Annotated in this window: 19 protein-coding genes; 11 read left to right on the forward strand and 8 right to left on the reverse strand. The window is 71.6% G+C overall.

The features are described 5' to 3' along the window. The first annotated feature begins 78 nt into the window (after positions 1 to 78). Complete coding sequence (locus ACWEEU_RS19460; RefSeq protein ID WP_385747753.1) at positions 79 to 336, forward strand: antitoxin; 258 nt, start codon at positions 79 to 81, stop codon at positions 334 to 336. Positions 337 to 346: 10 nt separating this feature from the next. Here the strand turns inward: ACWEEU_RS19460 and ACWEEU_RS19465 are convergent, their stop codons facing one another. The 3 genes from ACWEEU_RS19465 to ACWEEU_RS19475 form a co-directional block, all read right to left on the reverse strand. After that, positions 347 to 1,057 carry a class III extradiol dioxygenase subunit B-like domain-containing protein gene (locus ACWEEU_RS19465; protein ID WP_385747751.1) on the reverse strand — a complete coding sequence of 237 codons (711 nt, stop codon included), beginning with the start codon at positions 1,055 to 1,057 and terminating at the stop codon, positions 347 to 349. 143 nt (positions 1,058 to 1,200) lie between these two features. Further along, positions 1,201 to 2,727, reverse strand: coding sequence for a tRNA (N6-isopentenyl adenosine(37)-C2)-methylthiotransferase MiaB (gene miaB / locus ACWEEU_RS19470; RefSeq protein WP_385747749.1), 1,527 nt, complete (start codon positions 2,725 to 2,727; stop codon positions 1,201 to 1,203). A gap of 57 nt (positions 2,728 to 2,784) precedes the next feature. Beyond that, positions 2,785 to 3,189, reverse strand: coding sequence for a pyrophosphohydrolase domain-containing protein (locus ACWEEU_RS19475; RefSeq protein ID WP_451733830.1), 405 nt, complete (start codon positions 3,187 to 3,189; stop codon positions 2,785 to 2,787). 134 nt (positions 3,190 to 3,323) lie between these two features. On the opposite strand from ACWEEU_RS19475, the gene ACWEEU_RS19480 reads away from it, so the two are divergent. Further along, positions 3,324 to 4,322: a TAXI family TRAP transporter solute-binding subunit gene (locus ACWEEU_RS19480; protein ID WP_451733832.1), complete on the forward strand. Its 999-nt coding sequence runs from the start codon at positions 3,324 to 3,326 to the stop codon at positions 4,320 to 4,322. A 26-nt stretch (positions 4,323 to 4,348) separates the two neighbouring features. On the opposite strand, the gene ACWEEU_RS19485 is transcribed toward ACWEEU_RS19480, so the two are convergent. Both ACWEEU_RS19485 and ACWEEU_RS19490 read right to left on the reverse strand, forming a co-directional pair. Beyond that, positions 4,349 to 5,746 carry an ATP-binding protein gene (locus ACWEEU_RS19485; protein WP_451733834.1) on the reverse strand — a complete coding sequence of 466 codons (1,398 nt, stop codon included), beginning with the start codon at positions 5,744 to 5,746 and terminating at the stop codon, positions 4,349 to 4,351. 9 nt (positions 5,747 to 5,755) lie between these two features. After that, a complete protein-coding gene (locus ACWEEU_RS19490) occupies positions 5,756 to 6,445 on the reverse strand; it encodes a response regulator transcription factor (RefSeq protein WP_385747741.1) in 690 nt (229 codons plus the stop codon). Between the two features lie 294 nt (positions 6,446 to 6,739). On the opposite strand from ACWEEU_RS19490, the gene ACWEEU_RS19495 reads away from it, so the two are divergent. The 8 genes from ACWEEU_RS19495 to ACWEEU_RS19530 all read left to right on the forward strand — a co-directional run bounded on the left by ACWEEU_RS19495 (position 6,740) and on the right by ACWEEU_RS19530 (position 13,292). Further along, positions 6,740 to 7,516 (forward strand): amino acid ABC transporter ATP-binding protein, encoded by a 777-nt coding sequence (locus tag ACWEEU_RS19495; protein ID WP_385747739.1) that lies wholly within the window; start codon positions 6,740 to 6,742, stop codon positions 7,514 to 7,516. A 186-nt stretch (positions 7,517 to 7,702) separates the two neighbouring features. Next, positions 7,703 to 8,542 carry a glutamate ABC transporter substrate-binding protein gene (locus tag ACWEEU_RS19500; protein WP_385747737.1) on the forward strand — a complete coding sequence of 280 codons (840 nt, stop codon included), beginning with the start codon at positions 7,703 to 7,705 and terminating at the stop codon, positions 8,540 to 8,542. A 132-nt stretch (positions 8,543 to 8,674) separates the two neighbouring features. Next, positions 8,675 to 9,340 carry an amino acid ABC transporter permease gene (locus ACWEEU_RS19505; RefSeq protein WP_451733836.1) on the forward strand — a complete coding sequence of 222 codons (666 nt, stop codon included), beginning with the start codon at positions 8,675 to 8,677 and terminating at the stop codon, positions 9,338 to 9,340. Next, positions 9,337 to 10,212, forward strand: coding sequence for an amino acid ABC transporter permease (locus tag ACWEEU_RS19510; protein WP_451733838.1), 876 nt, complete (start codon positions 9,337 to 9,339; stop codon positions 10,210 to 10,212). Before ACWEEU_RS19505 ends, ACWEEU_RS19510 begins: the two co-directional genes overlap by 4 nt. 232 nt (positions 10,213 to 10,444) lie before the next feature. Next, positions 10,445 to 12,067, forward strand: coding sequence for an FAD-dependent monooxygenase (locus ACWEEU_RS19515; RefSeq protein ID WP_451733840.1), 1,623 nt, complete (start codon positions 10,445 to 10,447; stop codon positions 12,065 to 12,067). 135 nt (positions 12,068 to 12,202) lie between these two features. Next, on the forward strand, positions 12,203 to 12,250 hold the full coding sequence (locus ACWEEU_RS19520; protein ID WP_359100516.1) for a hypothetical protein: 48 nt from the start codon (positions 12,203 to 12,205) through the stop codon (positions 12,248 to 12,250). 62 nt (positions 12,251 to 12,312) lie between these two features. Further along, positions 12,313 to 12,879, forward strand: coding sequence for a cysteine dioxygenase (locus tag ACWEEU_RS19525; RefSeq protein WP_451733842.1), 567 nt, complete (start codon positions 12,313 to 12,315; stop codon positions 12,877 to 12,879). Then, positions 12,876 to 13,292: a rhodanese-like domain-containing protein gene (locus ACWEEU_RS19530; protein ID WP_451733844.1), complete on the forward strand. Its 417-nt coding sequence runs from the start codon at positions 12,876 to 12,878 to the stop codon at positions 13,290 to 13,292. Before ACWEEU_RS19525 ends, ACWEEU_RS19530 begins: the two co-directional genes overlap by 4 nt. Positions 13,293 to 13,400: 108 nt before the next feature. Here the strand turns inward: ACWEEU_RS19530 and recX are convergent, their stop codons facing one another. The 3 genes from recX to ACWEEU_RS19545 all read right to left on the reverse strand — a co-directional run bounded on the left by recX (position 13,401) and on the right by ACWEEU_RS19545 (position 16,472). After that, the gene (gene recX, locus ACWEEU_RS19535) at positions 13,401 to 14,306 is read right to left on the reverse strand and encodes a recombination regulator RecX (RefSeq protein ID WP_451733846.1); all 906 of its coding nucleotides are present in this window, start codon (positions 14,304 to 14,306) and stop codon (positions 13,401 to 13,403) included. Positions 14,307 to 14,309: 3 nt separating this feature from the next. Next, positions 14,310 to 15,431 carry a recombinase RecA gene (recA, locus tag ACWEEU_RS19540; protein WP_385747722.1) on the reverse strand — a complete coding sequence of 374 codons (1,122 nt, stop codon included), beginning with the start codon at positions 15,429 to 15,431 and terminating at the stop codon, positions 14,310 to 14,312. Positions 15,432 to 15,674: 243 nt separating this feature from the next. Next, entirely contained in the window at positions 15,675 to 16,472 is a 798-nt protein-coding gene (locus ACWEEU_RS19545) for a thioesterase family protein (RefSeq protein ID WP_451733848.1), read from the reverse strand. Positions 16,473 to 16,721: 249 nt separating this feature from the next. On the opposite strand from ACWEEU_RS19545, the gene ACWEEU_RS19550 reads away from it, so the two are divergent. Then, entirely contained in the window at positions 16,722 to 17,750 is a 1,029-nt protein-coding gene (locus ACWEEU_RS19550; protein ID WP_385747720.1) for an NAD-dependent epimerase/dehydratase family protein, read from the forward strand. The last annotated feature ends 20 nt before the right edge of the window (positions 17,751 to 17,770 follow it).

The following is a 17,770-nucleotide window of genomic DNA, read 5'->3' on the forward strand; positions in this document are numbered from 1 at the left end:
ACACGCGGTGAGCACGGGTAGGCGTTCCCCCGCAAGCAGGCGCATCACACGCAATTGGGTGTTTTCGGAAGGTGGGTCATGGGTCTGTTCGACAACGTGAAGGCCGGTCTCGACACGGCCAAGGAGAAAGCGGCGGACCTCGCCCGCGAGCACGGCGACAAGGTCCAGGACGGGATCGACAAGGCCGCCCACCTCGTCGACGAGCGGACCAAGGGCAAGTACAGCGACAAGATCCACACCGGTACGGACAAGGCGAAGGAGGCCGTGGAGCGGCTCGGTCGGCAGGACCGGCCGAAGCCGGGCGAGGGCGGCGCCCAGACGCCTCCGAAGCCCTGACGACCCGGCACTAGCTCCAGGAGGCGACCATGTACCCGACGCCGTAGGGGGCGTCGTCGTACAGCAGGGTGCCGCCGAGGTCCGCGCCGTCGGCCGCTCCGGCGAGGACCTGCCAGGGGGCGCGGCCCGAAGCCTTCAGTTCCCGGGCGAGCCCGGCGTCCAGGGCGGTGAGGGCCGCCGGGTCGGCCGCCGCGAGGGCGCGGGCGGCCTGCGCGTCGAAGGGGGCGGCGCGTTCGTCGAGGTAGCCGGGCGCCTTCACCGTGCGGCAGGCGCTGCCGTCGCCCATCACCAGCAGGGCCGTCCGGCCGTCCTCGGCGCCGATCACCCGGCCCAGCGCGGCGCACCGCTCGGGCGTGAGCGTGTCCTGCACACCGACGCCCTCGACCGGGGACTCGGCCCAGGCGCAGCGCTCCAGCAGCCAGGCGGCCACCGCCAGGGAGTACGGCAGCTCGGGGTCGGTGGGTCCGGCATCCGCGTCGGGGCCGAGCCGTACGGCCAGGTCGACGCCGAAGCCGCGGAAGGAACCGGGCGTGCCCTGCGCGTAGAGCCCGCCGCGGTCGTCGGGGCCGACGATCATCAGCCGGTCCGGGCGGGCGGCGGCGAGGACCCCCAGCGCGTCCGCACAGGCGGCGCGCGCGGCGTCCAGTTCGGGTGCGGCACCCGAGGCGACCTCGGGGACGAGCAGGGGCGGGCAGGGGCAGACGGCGGCTGCGACAAGCATGATCGGCAGCGTAACCCCGGAAGAGGGCGAATCCGTCATGGCCGGGGTGTGCCGGTGGCCCCGGTCCGGGGATGTCCGGGCCGGGGCCACCGCGTGTCGGCAGGGGCGCCCGCCGTCGGGCGCCCGGGTGCGTCGCGTCCGGGTCAGTCGCAGCCGCAGCCGCCGGCCGCGGCCGGGAGCGGCTCGGGGACGCCGATCCTGGGCAGGCCGAGCATCACGCCGGGCTGCTTGGCGGCCTCGGCGGCGTTGCGCTTCTCCCAGGCGTCGCCCGCGCGGGTACGGCGCACGGCGAGGACGGGGCCCTCGGCGAGGAGGTGGTGCGGGGCGGCGTAGGTGACCTCGACGGTGACCATGTCGCCGGGGCGGACCTCCTCGTCCGGCTTGGTGAAGTGGACCAGGCGGTTGTCGGGGGCGCGGCCGGACAGCCGGTGGGTGGCGCCGTCCTTGCGGCCCTCGCCCTCCGCGACCATCAGCTCCAGGGTGCGGCCGACCTGCTTCTTGTTCTCCTCCCAGGAGATCTCCTCCTGGAGGGCGACAAGGCGCTCGTAGCGCGCCTGCACGACCTCCTTGGGGATCTGGTTCTCCATGGTCGCGGCCGGGGTGCCGGGCCGCTTGGAGTACTGGAAGGTGAACGCCTGCGTGAAGCGGGCCTCGCGCACGACGTGCAGCGTCTCCTCGAAGTCCTCCTCGGTCTCGCCGGGGAAGCCCACGATGATGTCGGTGGTGATGGCGGCGTGCGGGATGGCCGCGCGGACCTTCTCGATGATCCCGAGGTAGCGGTCCTGGCGGTAGGAGCGGCGCATGGCCTTGAGCACCGTGTCCGAGCCGGACTGGAGCGGCATGTGGAGCTGCGGCATCACGTTCGGGGTCTCGGCCATGGCGGCGATCACGTCGTCGGTGAAGTCGCGGGGGTGCGGGGAGGTGAAGCGGACGCGCTCCAGGCCCTCCACGTTGCCGCAGGCGCGCAGCAGCTTGCTGAACGCCTCGCGGTCACCGATGTCGGAGCCGTAGGCGTTGACGTTCTGGCCGAGCAGCGTGATCTCGCTGACGCCCTCGGCGACCAGCGCCTCGATCTCGGCGAGGATGTCGCCGGTCCTGCGGTCCTTCTCCTTGCCGCGCAGCGCCGGGACGATGCAGAAGGTGCAGGTGTTGTTGCAGCCGACGGAGATCGACACCCATGCCGCGTACGCGCTCTCGCGCCGGGTCGGCAGCGTGGAGGGGAACGCCTCCAGCGACTCCGCGATCTCGACCTGCGCCTCCTCCTGGACGCGGGCGCGCTCCAGCAGCACGGGCAGCTTGCCGATGTTGTGCGTACCGAAGACGACGTCGACCCACGGGGCCCGCTTCACGATGGTGTCGCGGTCCTTCTGCGCGAGGCACCCGCCGACCGCGATCTGCATCCCGGGCCGCGACGCCTTCCGCGGCGCCAGCCTGCCGAGGTTTCCGTACAGCCGGTTGTCGGCGTTCTCACGCACCGCGCACGTGTTGAAGACGACCACGTCGGCGTCGCCGTCCGCCCCCTCGGGCGCACGGACGTACCCGGCGTCCTCGAGCAGGCCGGACAGCCGCTCGGAGTCGTGGACGTTCATCTGACACCCGTAGGTGCGGATTTCATACGTCTTCGATGATTGAACGTCCACCACGGGGCTCCGGTCGCTGCTGCTGGTCATGCATCAAGGGTAGGCGCTCTGCGAGGGCCGCCATCGCAGTGCTCGCGCGGGCCCGCGTCAGGCGCCCCCGGGCGTCCATCCCTGGCGGCGCAGTACCGCCGAGACGTCCGGGGCGCGGTAGTGGGTGCCCTTGAGGACCTTGCCGTCCTCGCGGCGGAGGACCTGGCCGTCGGGGCCGAGCTTGGTCATGTTGGCGCGGTGGATCTCGGCGATGACCTCGTCGAGGTCGAAGCCGTGGACGAGCGCGGTGCCGTAGGCGACGTAGACCACGTCCGCCAACTCCTGGGCGAGGTGGTCCAGCGGGCCCCCGACCGAGACCTCTGCCACCTCGGCGGCCTCTTCCGCGAGCAGTTCCCCGCGATGCGCGGCCAGTTGCGGGGAGACCTCGGTGGGGGTCTCCCTGGCGTCGAGACCGAAGGCGTGGTGGAACTCGCGGACGAGGCGGGCGGGAGAGGTGCTCATGCGGGCGACTCTAACCGCCGCCACCGACAGCGCACGAGGTTGTCCACAGGGCCTCCGGGCCGGTCCGGGGAGTTGTCCACAGGTGCGTCCGGGGCTCTGGCGAGGCCGACGTCCGGGCTGGCAGGATCTGCCGCATGTCCACAACGTTCCCCGTGCCCGGCCGGCGGCCCGTCCTGTGGGGCACGGCCGTCGGGGTCGTGGTCCTCGGGCTCCTGGCGTGGTGGCTGCTGCCCCTCGGCGACGAACCGCCCACCGGCGAGGTCGTCTTCAGCACGGGCACGTCCCGGGGGGTGTACGAGGAGTACGGGGAGCAGCTGCGCCGCGCGCTGGCCAAGGACATGCCCGGGCTGAAGGTGGAGCTGAAGAGCAGCGCGGGTTCGCAGGAGAACGTCCGCCGGGTGGCGGACGGCGAGGCGGACTTCACCATCGCGGCGGCCGACGCCGTGCAGTCCTACGAGCTGAAGAACCCCGCGAAGGCGGACCGGCTGCGCGGAGTGGCCCGGCTCTACGACGACTACGTCCAGCTCGTCGTGGCGGGCGATTCCAAGATCACCAGTGTGGCCGACCTGCGGCACAAGCGGGTGGCCACGGGGCTGAAGGACTCCGGGGTCCAGCTGATAGCCGAGCGCGTGCTGCGCTCCGCCGGCATCGACCCGCACAAGGACATCACCCCCGTGTCCGCCGGGATAGACAACGGGCCGGACCTGCTGCGGGACGGCACGGTGGACGCCTTCTTCTGGTCGGGCGGCCTGCCGACGAAGGGGCTGTCGGGGCTCGCGAAGAAGTGGGCGTTCCGGTTCGTGCCCATCGACGGCAAGCTGGTCGGCAGGCTGCACAGCGAGGGCGAGGCGTCGCGCTACTACCGGACGACCAACATGCCGGAGTCGGCGTACCCGTCGGTGCAGCGGGGTGCCACGGTGGCCACGATCGCGGTGTCCAACCTGCTGGTGACCCGCAAGGACATGGACCCCCGGCTCACCGAGTGGGTGACCCGCACCGTGATCAAGAGCCGTGACCGCATCGGGGAACGCGTGCACTCCGCCCAGTTGGTCGACCTGCGCACCGCCATCTACACCGACCCGCTGGCCCTGCACGAGGGAGCGCGGCGCTACTACCGGTCCGTCAAGCCCTGACAGGCTCGGAGGGGGAAGCCGCCTGCTCAAGGGTTCCGCGCCACCGTGACCGTCACCCGCAGGCCGCCCGGCTCGTGGTGCCCGTAGCCGATGCCGCCACCCGCCGCCGCCAGCAGGGCGCGGCTGATGGAGAGGCCGAGGCCGGAGCCCTTGACGTTCTGGTGCCGGCCGCTGCGCCAGAAGCGGTCGCCCACGCGGGCGAGTTCGTCCTCGGTGAGACCGGGTCCGGTGTCGGTGACGACGACGGTCGAGAAGTCCCCGCGGGAGGAGACGGTGACGCGTACCTCGCCGTCCTCGGGGGTGAACTTCACGGCGTTGTCGATCACCGCGTCCAGCGCGCTGGACAGGGCGATCGGGTCGGTCCAGGCGGTGGTGGGCGGGCAGTCGCCGGTCAGCCGTACCCCCTTGGCGCGGGCGGTCGGGGTCCAGGCCACGACCCGCTCCTCGGCCAGCGCGCCGATGTCGGTCAGCCGGAGGTCGGCCTCGGCGTGTTCGGCGAGAGCCAGGTCGAGGAGGTCTTCCAGGACCTGCGCGAGTCGCTTGCCCTCGGTGCGGACGGCGGCGATCTCCTCATTGTCCTCGGGGAGTTCGAGCGCGAGGAGTTCGATGCGCAGCAGCAGGGCCGCGAGCGGGTTGCGCAGTTGGTGGGAGGCGTCGGCGACGAAGGCGCGCTGCTGTTCGAGGACGTCCTCGACGTTGTCCGCCATCTCGTTGAACGAGTGCGCCAGGCGCCGCAGTTCGGGCGGCCCTCCGGCGGCCGCGACGCGGGACTTCAGGCGCCCGGTGGCGATGTCGTGGGTGGTGGCGTCCAGGACCCGTACGGGTCGCAGCACCCAGCCGGTCAGCCGCAGCGCCGCCCCGACGGCCAGGAGCATCGCGGCGATCTCCCCCGCCCCGATGAGCAGCCAGCCGCGCAGGGTGCGCGTACGCATCTGGTCGGTGGGCGAGTCGGTGACCACGACGGCCACCACGTCCCCGTCCCGGATGACCGGTGAGGCGACGACCAGCCGGCTGTGCTGCCATGGCCACGCCTGACCGGGGTCGTGGCTGCGCCGGCTGAGCAGCGCCTCGTCGAAGGCGGCACCCAGCTCGCCCGTGCGCGGTATGCGCCAGTGGGCCGGGGCGCTGCCCATGGCCGTACGGCTGCGGTAGAAGACACCGGCCCGGATGCCGTAGACGTCGTAGTAGCTGTCCAGTTCGCGCTGGAGGGTCTCCAGGCGCTCGTCGGACACGGCGGCGCGGCCGCCCCGGGGCGCGTCGGTGACGAACTGGGCGAGTGCGGCGAAGCGCGCGGTGTCGTCGATGCGGTCGACGACCACCCTCTGCTGCTCGGCGGCGGCCAGGCTGACGGCCAGCGGCACGCCGAGGGAGAGCAGGACGGCCGCCATCAGGACGATGAGCAGCGGCAGGAGCCGGGCGCGCACCCGTGCCCGCTATCCGGCCGGGGCGACGAGCCGGTAGCCGACGCCCCGTACGGTCTCGATCAGCGCGGGCAGCCGGAGCTTGGAGCGCAGCGAGGCCACATGGACCTCCAGCGTGCGTCCGGTGCCTTCCCAACTGGTGCGCCAGACCTCGCTGATGATCTGCTCGCGCCGGAACACCACGCCGGGCCGCTGCGCGAGCAGGGCGAGCAGGTCGAACTCCTTGCGGGTGAGCGGGACGACCGCGCCGCCGACGCTGACCTGCCGGGTGGGCAGTTCGATGCGGACCGGACCAAGGAGCAGGGCGGTGCTCTCGGCGCCGGTCGCGGGGTCCTCCTGGACGGTGCGGCGGCTGACGGCGTGGATGCGGGCGAGCAGTTCGCCGGTGTCGTACGGCTTGACCACGTAGTCGTCGGCGCCGAGGTTGAGGCCGTGGATGCGGGAGCGCACGTCGGAGCGGGCGGTGACCATGATGACCGGGGTGGCGGTGAGCTTGCGGATCTTGCCGCAGACCTCGTATCCGTCCTGGTCGGGCAGGCCGAGGTCGAGCAGGACCACGCCGAAGCACTCGCTGTCGGGGACCAGCGCCTGGAGGGCCTCCTCGCCGCTGCGCGCGTGGGTGATGTGGAAGCCGTGCCGGGTGAGGACGGCGGACAGAGCTGCGGCGACGTGGTCGTCGTCCTCGACGAGCAGCAGTCTCATCCCGGCCCCCTCCGGTTCGTTGCGCGTATGTTCATGGTTCGCGTGCGGTTGTCACGCGGTGCACGCACGCGTGCACCATGGCAGTGATGCCGATGGACCAGGACGGCGTCAAGAGCGTTCGGGTTGCCCGCTGCTTCCGTTATCCGGCCGATATTCACGATGCGGGCAAGTGCTACGACACGTGTCCGGTTGCTATCGGATCGTGATGCTCAGATTCCCCTCAGATGTGATGACGCTGGTCGCCGCGCCTCACTAAGGTCCACCGGAAACCGAGGAGGACGGAGCCCGAGAGCGATGACCGAAGTATCGGTGGCCAAGGAGGACGCGGCCGCCACTGACGACCTGGTCGTCCTGAAGAGCGTCAACAAGCACTTCGGCGCGTTGCACGTGCTCCAGGACATCGACCTGACGATCGCCCGCGGCGAGGTCGTCGTGGTGATCGGGCCCTCGGGGTCCGGCAAGTCGACGCTGTGCCGCACCATCAACCGCCTGGAGACGACCGACTCCGGCTCGATCACGATCGACGGCAAGCCGCTGCCCCAGGAGGGCAGGGCGCTCGCCCGGCTGCGGGCGGACGTCGGGATGGTGTTCCAGTCCTTCAACCTCTTCGCGCACAAGACCGTGCTCGAGAACGTGATGCTGGGCCAGGTCAAGGTCCGCAAGGCGGACCGCAAGCAGGCCGAGGAGAAGGCCCGCGCCCTGCTCGACCGGGTCGGCGTGGGCACCCAGGCCGACAAGTACCCCGCGCAGTTGTCCGGCGGTCAGCAGCAGCGGGTCGCCATCGCCCGCGCCCTGGCGATGGACCCGAAGGTGATGCTCTTCGACGAGCCCACCTCGGCCCTGGACCCCGAGATGATCAACGAGGTCCTGGAGGTCATGCAGCAGTTGGCCCGCGAGGGCATGACCATGATCGTGGTTACCCACGAGATGGGCTTCGCGCGCTCGGCCGCGAACCGCGTGGTCTTCATGGCCGACGGCCGCATCGTCGAACAGGCGGCGCCGGAGCAGTTCTTCAGCAATCCGCGCAGCGACCGCGCCAAGGACTTCCTGTCGAAGATCCTGCACCACTGACCGGAACGCGCCACCGAACCGATCGGAGCCCGTCCCCGATCGGACGCCGTACCGATTCGGACACCGTACCGATCGGACGCACCCGTTGATCACCGGGCAGCTCGCGCCACCTGGGCCGCCCGCCGGGCCGGCCGCGCCCGTACGGACCTCGTTCCCTCCCTCACGCATCACGCAAAGGATGTCCACATGAAGCTCCGCAAGGTCACCGCCGCCTCGGCCGTCGTGCTCGCTCTCGCCGTGACCGCCACCGCGTGCGGCGGCGACAAGAAGGACGACGCCGGTTCCTCGGGCAGCGGCGGCGGCAAGATCAAGATCGGCATCAAGTACGACCAGCCCGGTCTCGGTCTCAAGCAGCCCGACGGTTCCTTCTCCGGTTTCGACGTGGACGTGGCCACGTACGTCGCCAAGCAGCTCGGCTACAAGCCCAGCCAGATCGAGTGGGTGGAGACCAAGAGCGCCGACCGCGAGAACGCCCTCCAGCGCGGTGACGTCAAGTTCATCGCGGCGAGCTACTCCATCACCGACGAGCGCAAGCAGAAGGTGGACTTCGCCGGTCCGTACCTGCTGGCCCACCAGGACCTGCTGGTGAAGAAGGACTCGAAGATCAGCAAGGCCACGGACCTCAACGGCAAGAAGCTGTGTTCCGTGACCGGCTCCACCTCGGCGCAGAACATCCATGACTCGATCGCGCCGAAGGCCAACCTGCGCAACCTGCCCGGCTACTCGGAGTGCCTCGCCGGTCTGCAGAGCGGCGCCGTGGACGCGCTGACCACGGACGACTCGATCCTCGCGGGCTACGCCGCGCAGGACAAGTACAAGGGCCAGTTCAAGCTCACCGGGCTCAAGCTCAGCAACGAGAACTACGGCATCGGCGTCAAGAAGGGCGACACCGCGACCGTCAACAAGATCAACAAGGCGCTGGAGCAGATGGTCTCCGACAAGTCCTGGGACAAGGCCGTGGAGAAGAACTTCGGCGCCGACTACAAGAACGAGCCCGCCCCGAAGATCGGCCAGATCGTCAAGTAGTCCCCTCGCCGCGGACGCGAGGACCGGGCAGGCCCCGCACGGTCCCCCGGCCCGCGCCGCCGTCCACCGCTTCCCGGACGGCGGCGCGGGCCGACCCACCCCTACGCCACACACCCGGAAGCGCGGGAGAACGTGTTCGACTTTCTTGAAGGCTACGACGTCCTGGGGGCGTTCTGGACGACGGTGCAGCTCACCGTCCTCTCCGGCGTCGGCTCCCTCGTCTGGGGCGTCCTGCTGGCCGCCATGCGGGTCAGCCCCGTCCCTCTGATGCGCGGCTTCGGCACCGCCTACGTCAACATCATCCGGAACATCCCGCTGACGATCATCATCTTGTTCACCTCGCTCGGTCTCGCCGACATCTTCGGCGTCACCATGGGCACCGAGGACTTCAAGATCCAGGGCTTCCGGCTGGCCGTGCTCGGTCTGACGGCCTACACCGCGGCGTTCGTCTGCGAGGCGATCCGCTCCGGCATCAACACCGTCCCGGTCGGTCAGGCGGAGGCGGCCCGCGCCATCGGGCTGAGCTTCACCCAGACCCTCCGGATCATCGTGCTGCCGCAGGCCTTCCGATCGGTGATCGGCCCGCTGGCCAACGTGCTGATCGCCCTCACCAAGAACACCACGGTCGCGGCCGCCATCGGCGTCGCCGAGGCCGCCACCCTCATGAAGACGATGATCGAGAACGAGGCGCAGACGCTGGCCATCGGTGCCGTCTTCGCCCTCGGGTTCGTGGTCCTGACCCTGCCCACCGGCCTGCTCCTCGGCTGGCTCGGCAAGCGACTGGCGGTGAAGCGATGAGTTCCGTCCTCTTCGACACGCCCGGCCCGCGCGCCAAGGTGCGCAATGTGGTCGTCTCCGTCCTGTTCATCGTCCTCCTCGGCCTGGCGGCCTGGTGGGCCGTGGCCAAGATGGACGACAAGGGCCAGCTCAAGTGGAGCCTGTGGCAGCCCTTCACCACCTCCGAGGCGTGGACGACCTATCTGCTGCCGGGGCTCGGCAGCACGCTGGAGGCGGCCGCGCTGTCCATGGTCATCGCGCTGCCCCTGGGCGCGGTGCTCGGCATCGCCCGCATGTCGGACCACCGCTGGGTGCGGATACCCGTCGGCGTGGTCGTGGAGTTCTTCCGGGCGATCCCGGTACTGCTCCTGATGCTGTTCGCCAACGAGCTGTACGTCCGCTCCACCGGCATCGCGAGCGACGAACGCCCGATGTACGCCGTCGTCACCGGCCTGGTGCTCTACAACGCCTCGGTGCTCGCCGAGGTCGTCCGGGCCGGCATCCTCGCCCTGCCGAAGGGTCAGACGGAGGCGGCGTACGCCATCGGGCTGCGCAAGGGCCAGACCATGGCGGGCATCCTGCTGCCGCAGGCCGTCACCGTGATGCTCCCGGCCATCGTGAGCCAGCTCGTCGTCATCGTGAAGGACACCGCGCTCGGCGGAGTCATGCTCCAGTTCGCGGAACTCCTCAGCGCGCGCAGCACACTCGCGGCGAACTACGCGAACGTGATCCAGAGCTTCGTCGTGGTGGCGGTCATCTACATCGTCCTCAACGCGGCGCTCACCTCCTTCGCCTCCTGGCTGGAGCGCCGGCTGCGGCGCAGCAAGCGCGGCACGGGCACGGTGCTGGCCAAGGAGACGGTCGACGTCATCGACGGGGGCAGGGCGATCTGACCTGGCGTCACGTGCGTTTCACAGGCGGGGCGGTGACGGAGACGCACCGCCCCGCCGTGTTGCGGACACGCCGCCGTTGCCCGATCCTTGAAGGTGTGATCGCCACGGGCCCCGGTCACTTGACGCATACTCTGCCAATGGGTTGCATACGTTCTGTGATCGTGCACCCCGCTTCACCTTCCTGTTCGTCCGAGTCCGTCAGGGCACCGCTGTGGGCAGGGGGCGTCGCGCCGTGGACCCGGTGATCATCGTCGGAGCGGGGCCCGTGGGGCTCACGCTCGCCCTGGCGCTGGCACGCCAGGAGGTGCCGTCCGTCGTCCTGGACGAAGGCCCGGGCAAGGACGAACCCCGTCTCGCGCGCACCGTCGTCCTGCGCGAGGACACGGCCGCGCTGGTGGAACGGCTCACCTCGGTGTCCGCCGACGCGCTCGGGACCAGGTGGACCGGCTGGCGGGCCATGCGCCGTCGGCAGGTGGTGGGCGAGACCGGCTTCGAGCGGGACGAACCCGCGCCGCTGCACGTCGCCCAGCACGTCCTCACCGGCGCCCTGCGGGCGGCGGCTGTCGACGAGCCGCTGGTCCAGGTGGCCGTGGACAGCCGCCTCGACTCCCTGGAGCAGGAACGCTCCGGTGTCACCGCGCACACCCGTGGCCCCAACGGGACGTGGTGGCGCGGCAGTTACCTGGTCGGCTGCGACGGCCCCCGTTCCACCGTCCGCAAGCTCCAGGACATCCGCTTTCCCGGCCGTACGGCGGTGGAGCGGCACGCGGTCGCCGCGCTGCGCGTCGAACTCCCGTGGGAGGGGCGTGCGTTGCTGCACCGCACGCCCCCGTGGCGTACCTCCGGTCCCCCCTGTGCGGAGATCACGGCCCGTCCGCTGCCCGACAGCACGTGGCGGCTGGACTGGCTGCTGCCCCCGGGCAAGGAACTGGTCACCCCCGATCTGCTGGTGACCCGCGTCCGCGAGACCCTCGCGGGCTGGACCGGCGGTTCCGTCCCGGCGTACGACCTGCTCGACACCGGCGTCCACACCGTGCACCACCGGCTGGCCCGGCGCTGGCGCGCGGGGCGGGTCTTCCTCGCCGGGGACGCCGCCCATCTGCTCGGCGCGCTCGGCACCCAGGGCCTGGACGAGGGGCTGCGGGACGCCGACAACCTCGCCTGGAAGCTGGCCGCCGCCTGGCACCACGGCCCGCACGAGGCCCTGCTCGACAGCTACCAGACCGAGCGGCGCGCGGTCGTCGCCGCCCGGCTGCGCGCCGCCGACCAACTGCTGCCGGTACTGCGCGGCGGAGGCGGGCTGCGCGCCTACGTGCCCGGCGCGTCCCGGAGCCAGGACACGCTGCTCGCCGACGGTCACCTCGGACGTGGCGCGCTCGGCGAACCGGGGGCGTACACCGCCTCGCCTCTCGCGCCCCGCCATCTGGAGGGCGAGATCCCGGTCGGCACCGAGCCCGGCGCCACGGTCACCGATGTGCGGGTCACCGCGGAGGACGGCTCCTTCGTCAGGCTGCGCGACCGGCTCGGCCGGGGTGCGCTGCTGGTCGTCCTGATCGCTCCGGGCACGGGGGTGTGGGACCGCAAGCACTGGATGTCGGCCGGGGTGATGCCCCGGCTCGCGGCCGCCGTGACCGCGCTGCCGCACCGGGCGGAACTGCTCGTCGCCGAGGAGTACCCGGGCGCGCCCGCGCACAGCGTGCTGCTCGTCCGCCCCGACGGCCATCTGGTCACCGCGCTGAGCGGCGTCCGCCCGGCCGATCTGTACGCGGCTGCGGAGGCCACGCTCGGCGGCGCCGGGCAAGGGGAGGAGGACGCGGTGAAGGAGGAGGCGCGGGCGGGTTCCGCCGCGCGCTGACCGTGCGCCGGAACGCTCCGGCGTCACGTCCTTCCGCCCTGTCCATATGGTGGCCACACGTTGAATCGGGTCCGGCCGCGTGTTGTACTCCGGATCGTGACCGACACCTGTGTGCGCCTGTGGCGGAGGGTCCATATGGACCTCGTCCGCTATGCGGGCTGCATGTGTCGTCCGTCCTGCTGAATTCGCATCCCCCTTTCTCCGGGCGCCGTCGTGCGCCCGTTCGGCGAACTCTTTTCAGGACGGTGCACGTGTCTGTCTCCCCCGTGTCCTCTTCCCCGCTTCCGCCCCCGGCCGCTCCGGCTCCGGCTCCGGATCACGCTCCGACGCAGGCGGAACTGCTCGACTTCGTGCGGCGCACGGCCGCCGACACGGAGTTGATCGCCTCGCTCCCGCTCGACCCCGAGGGCCGCACCTGGGTGCGGCTGACGGGCCCCGGCGGCAGCGAGGCATGGCTGATCGGCTGGCCGCCCGGCACCGGAACCGGCTGGCACGACCACGCCGACTCCATCGGCGCCTTCCTCACCGCCTCGGGCGAGCTGAAGGAGAACGCGCTGGCCGCCCGGCTCCCCACCGACGGCTGGCGCACCCTCGAACTCACCGACGGCGTCGACCGCGAACGCCGACTGGCGGCCGGACAGGGCCGCGCCTTCGGCCGCCACCACGTGCACGAGGTGCTCAACGACTCCCCCGACCGGCACGCCGTCTCGGTGCACGCCTACTACCCGCCGCTGCCGCGCATCCGCCGCTACAGTCGCTCGGGTCAGGTACTGCGCCTGGAGCAGGTGGAACTCCCGGAGGACTGGCAGTGAGCGACAGCCGCCCCGACACGGACGAACAGCCCGTCGGAATCGACGAGTTGCTGGAGCGGGTCCGCGACGGGTACCGGCGCGTGGAGGCACGCGAGGCGTACGAGGCGGCGCGCGACGGCGACGCCCTGCTGGTCGACATCCGGTACGCGGCGCTGCGCGAGCGGGACGGACTGATCCCGGGCGCCCTGGTCGTCGAGCGCAACGAACTGGAGTGGCGGCTCGACCCCCAGGGCAGCCACCGTCTGCCCGAGGCCACCGGTCACGACGTACGCGTCCTGGTCCTCTGCAACGAGGGCTACGCCTCCAGCCTGGCCGCCGCCTCCCTCCACCAGCTCGGACTGCACCGGGCGACGGACGTGGTGGGCGGCTTCCAGGCGTGGCGTGCGGCGGGGCTGCCGGTGGAGTCGGCGTAGGACTGAGGGACGGTCGGTTCGGCGCCGGGCCGTTGGAGGGACGCGGCGTCGTGATCGGAAGCCGCTGCCCTTCCCCTGGTCCCTCGGAACCCTCGCCGAAAGCGCCCCTCAGTAGCCGTCGCCCTCCAGGAACTCCGTGTCCTCCCCCTCCTCCTCCAGCGCCCGGCGGACGACGCGGAGGGCCATGCCCTCGGGGTAGCCCTTGCGGGCGAGCATCCCGGCCAGGCGGCGGAGCCGCTTGTCGCGGTCGAGGCCCCGGGTCGCCCGCAGCTTGCGGTCCACCAGGTCGCGGGCGGTCGCCTCCTCCTGCTCGGAGTCGAGCTGCCCCACGGCCTCGTCGATCAGCGCCGAATCGACGCCCTTGGTGCGCAGTTCACGGGCGAGAGCGCGGCGGGCGAGGCCGCGGCCGTGGTGCCGTGACTCGACCCAGGCGTCCGCGAAGGCGCTGTCGTTGATCAGTCCGACCTCCTCGAACCGCGACAGCACCTCGTCGGCCACCTCCTCGGGGATCTCCCGCTTGCGCAGGGCGTCCGCGAGCTGCTTGCGGGTGCGCGGCGTGCCGGTGAGCAGGCGCAGACAGATGTTCCGCGCGCGCTCGGCCGGGTCCGGCGAGGACTCCCCCCGCTCGGCCCTCGACGAGGAGAGGGAGTCCTCGGTCTCACCGCCCGGATCCCCGAAGCGGCGCCGCCGGCCACGCCGCTTGGCGGTGCCTCGGCGGTCGTCGGCCGGGTCCGGGCCGTCCTGTCCGGGCCGGTCGTACGACGCGTCGCCCCGCCCGCCGTACCCGTCGTTCCCATGGCCCCCGTGCGCCTGGGTCACGTACTCCCCGTGCTCCCCGTGGTCGTGGTCACCGGTCGAGTGACCGCGGCCCCCGTGCGCCTCCTCCCCGTACCCCCGCCCGTACCCCTGGTCGTCACCGGCCGTCGCGGAGGCGGAGTCGCCCCCGATGCCCCTCCCCCGTGGGGCACCGGGGGAGGCGTACTCGTGCTCGGTCCACTCGGTTCGGCGCGTCATGGGTCAGCTCTTGGCTGCGGCGGCCTTGGGCTTGGTGGCCTTGGCCGCCGGGGCCGCCTTGGTGTCGGCGGCAGTGGCAGCGGGGGTGACCGCCGCGTCCGCGCCGGGCTCGGCAGCGGGCTCCTGGGGACGGACACCGACGCCCAGCTTCTCCTTGATCTTCTTCTCGATCTCGTTGGCCAGGTCGGGGTTGTCCTTGAGGAAGTTGCGCGCGTTCTCCTTGCCCTGGCCGAGCTGGTCGCCCTCGTAGGTGTACCAGGCGCCGGCCTTGCGGACGAAGCCGTGCTCCACGCCCATGTCGATCAGACCGCCCTCGCGGCTGATGCCCTGGCCGTAGAGGATGTCGAACTCGGCCTGCTTGAAGGGCGGGGCGACCTTGTTCTTGACGACCTTGCAGCGGGTGCGATTGCCGACCGCCTCGGTGCCGTCCTTCAGGGTCTCGATGCGGCGGATGTCGATACGCACCGAGGCGTAGAACTTCAGCGCGCGGCCACCGGTCGTGGTCTCCGGCGAGCCGAACATGACACCGATCTTCTCGCGGAGCTGGTTGATGAAGATCGCGGTGGTCTTGGACTGGTTGAGCGCGCTGGTGATCTTCCGGAGCGCCTGGCTCATCAGACGGGCCTGGAGACCGACGTGGCTGTCACCCATCTCGCCCTCGATCTCCGCACGCGGGACGAGCGCGGCGACGGAGTCGATGACGATGAGGTCGAGGGCGCCGGAGCGGACCAGCATGTCCACGATCTCGAGCGCCTGCTCGCCGTTGTCGGGCTGGGAGAGGATCAGGTTGTCGATGTCGACGCCGAGCTTCTTCGCGTACTCGGGGTCGAGGGCGTGCTCCGCGTCCACGAAGGCGACCTGGCCGCCGGCCTTCTGGGCATTGGCCACGGCGTGCAGGGTCAGGGTCGTCTTGCCGGAGGACTCCGGGCCGTAGATCTCCACGACACGGCCGCGCGGCAGGCCGCCGACGCCGAGGGCGACGTCGAGGGCGGTCGACCCGGTGGGGATGACCTCGATGGGCTCCATCGACCGCTCGCCCATGCGCATGACAGCGCCCTTGCCGAATTGTCGTTCAATCTGTGCGAGCGCGGCGTCGAGCGCCTTCTCGCGGTCGGTTCCTGCCATGGGTTCCACCCGGTTTGCTTGAGTCGATCGCTTCACGTCAAAGACGCTAACGCCTGCCACTGACAATGCGCCCCGACGTCGGTCCGGCCTGTGGATAACTGGGGGATGTTTCTACCCGAACCACCACGGAACACCCGCCAGAAGCCTCGCCCGAGCTTCCATCAGAATGGATGTTCGATTTTCGTGTCAAGCGCCGCCCGGGGGTGAAGCGGCGCCGCCGAGCGAGCCCCGTCCGCCCCTCGGCTACCGCCCGCCCCCGCCGGCCGGTCGCACCGTCAGCATCTGCTGGGCGTGGCCGACCGGGCCGTGGATGTCGTGGAGCACCGTGCTGGTCACGCCCTGGCCCGTGGGTCCGAAGGCCACCGAGGTGTCGAGGCCGGTCCAGGGACCCTCGGGGGTGCGGTGGAGGTGGAGCGTCAGGTCGACGTTGGGGAAGATCCACTCGGTGGGCGGCTGACGGACGGCGATGCCGTTGGCGGTGTCCACGAGGGCGACGTACGAGGCGAGGGGGCTCGCGGGCTGTCCGGCGACGAGGTCGAGCCCGCTCCGGATCCAGACGGTCGCGCGGCCGGGGCTCGGGGGCGCGACCGGCCGCACGTCGATGGAGGCGATGTAGCCGCCCGGCCAGAGGGAGGCCATCGGCCAGGGCGCGAGCGCGTCGGGCGGCGTGAGCGGTTCGGGCCCGCCCCCGGCCACCGCCGCCGTGTCACCGGCCGCGAGGAACCACACACGGCCACGCACGACAGGCCGCTCCGCGATGAGCACGACGGCCTCGACCAGCTCGATGGTGCGACCGGGCCTGATGACCTCCACCCGGATCTCGCACTCGTCGAGCGCCAGGCGCCCGAGGATGTCGAAGCTGATCCGCGACGGGACCAGACCGCTGTCGGGCCGACCGGCCATGTGCCGGTCGATGGCGTGGACGACGAGACCGCCCAGCGGGCTGAAGTGCTGTTCGTCGGTGTCCCAGGCACCGCCGGCGTGCGCGGTGGGCTTGTAGCGGTGCTCGTCGATGGGCTCGTAATAGCTGCCGGTGCTCACGAAGACACTCACCTCTCGGCCGAACGGATCGGGCAGGGCCAGCGTGCCAGTAGCGGATCTTGGAGCGGCACGCGGCCCCTCGGTCACCCCGAACCCCGATCACCCCAGGCACCCCAGGCACCCCAGGCACCCCAGGCACCCCAGGCACCCCAGGCACCCCAGGCACCCCAGGCACCCGGAGCCTGTCCCCGCGAGTACTGGTATTCACGGGATCTGGAGCCCGGCGCCCGCTCCCACGACCCTGAGGCCATGGCACATGTACTCGTCACCGGCGGCACCGGATTCCTCGGCGCCCACACGATCGCCCGGCTCCTGACGGCCGGGCACACCGTCACCACCACGGTCCGCTCCCCCGGCCGCGAGCCCGAGGTCGGCCGGATGCTCGCCGCGGCCGGGGCGCCGGGACGGGACGGTGTGCGGTGCGTGGTGGCCGACCTCGGCTCGGACGAGGGCTGGGACCGGGCCGTGGCGGGCGCCGAGCACGTCCTGCACCTGGCGTCGCCCTTCCCCGCGGCCCAGCCGCGCGACGAGGACGAAGTGATCGTCCCGGCCCGCGACGGAGCGCTGCGCGTACTGCGCGCCGCCCGCGCCGCCGGTGTCCGGCGCACCGTGCTGACCTCGTCGTTCGCCGCGGTGGGCTACGGACACGGCCGTACCCCGCGCGTGTTCACCGAGGACGACTGGACGGACACCGCCGGCCCGGACGTCACCCCGTACGTCAAGTCCAAGGCGATCGCGGAACGGGCCGCCTGGGACTTCGTCGACAGCGAGGGCGGCGGGCTGGAGCTGACCGTGATCAACCCGGTGGGGATCTTCGGGCCGGTGCTGGGTCCGGACTACGCCGTCTCCATCCGGATCGTCCACGCCATGCTGACCGGCGGGATGCGGGTGGCGCCGCCCCTGTGGACCAACACGGTCGACGTACGGGACGTGGCCGACCTCCACGTGCGTGCCATGACGGCTCCGAAGGCGGCGGGGAAGCGCTATCTCGCGCTGGCGGGCGAGCCTGTCTCGTTCCAGGGGATCGCCGCCGCGCTGCGCTCCGGGCTCGGCCCGGCCGCCGGCCGGGCGCCCACCGGAACCGCCCCCGCCTGGCTGCTGCGGCTGCTCTCCACGGTCCGCCCGCCGCTGCGCGAGACGGTGCCGCAACTGGGCGTCGTGCGCCGGGCGTCCAACGCCCGAGCCCGCGAGGAGCTGGGCTGGTCCCCGCGCTCGAACGAGGAGGCCGTCGTGGCCACCGGCGAGAGCCTGCTCCGCCTCGGCCTGCTGACCGCCTGACGGGCTGACCGGCTGACCGG

Source organism: Streptomyces sp. NPDC005004, assembly GCF_053600675.1.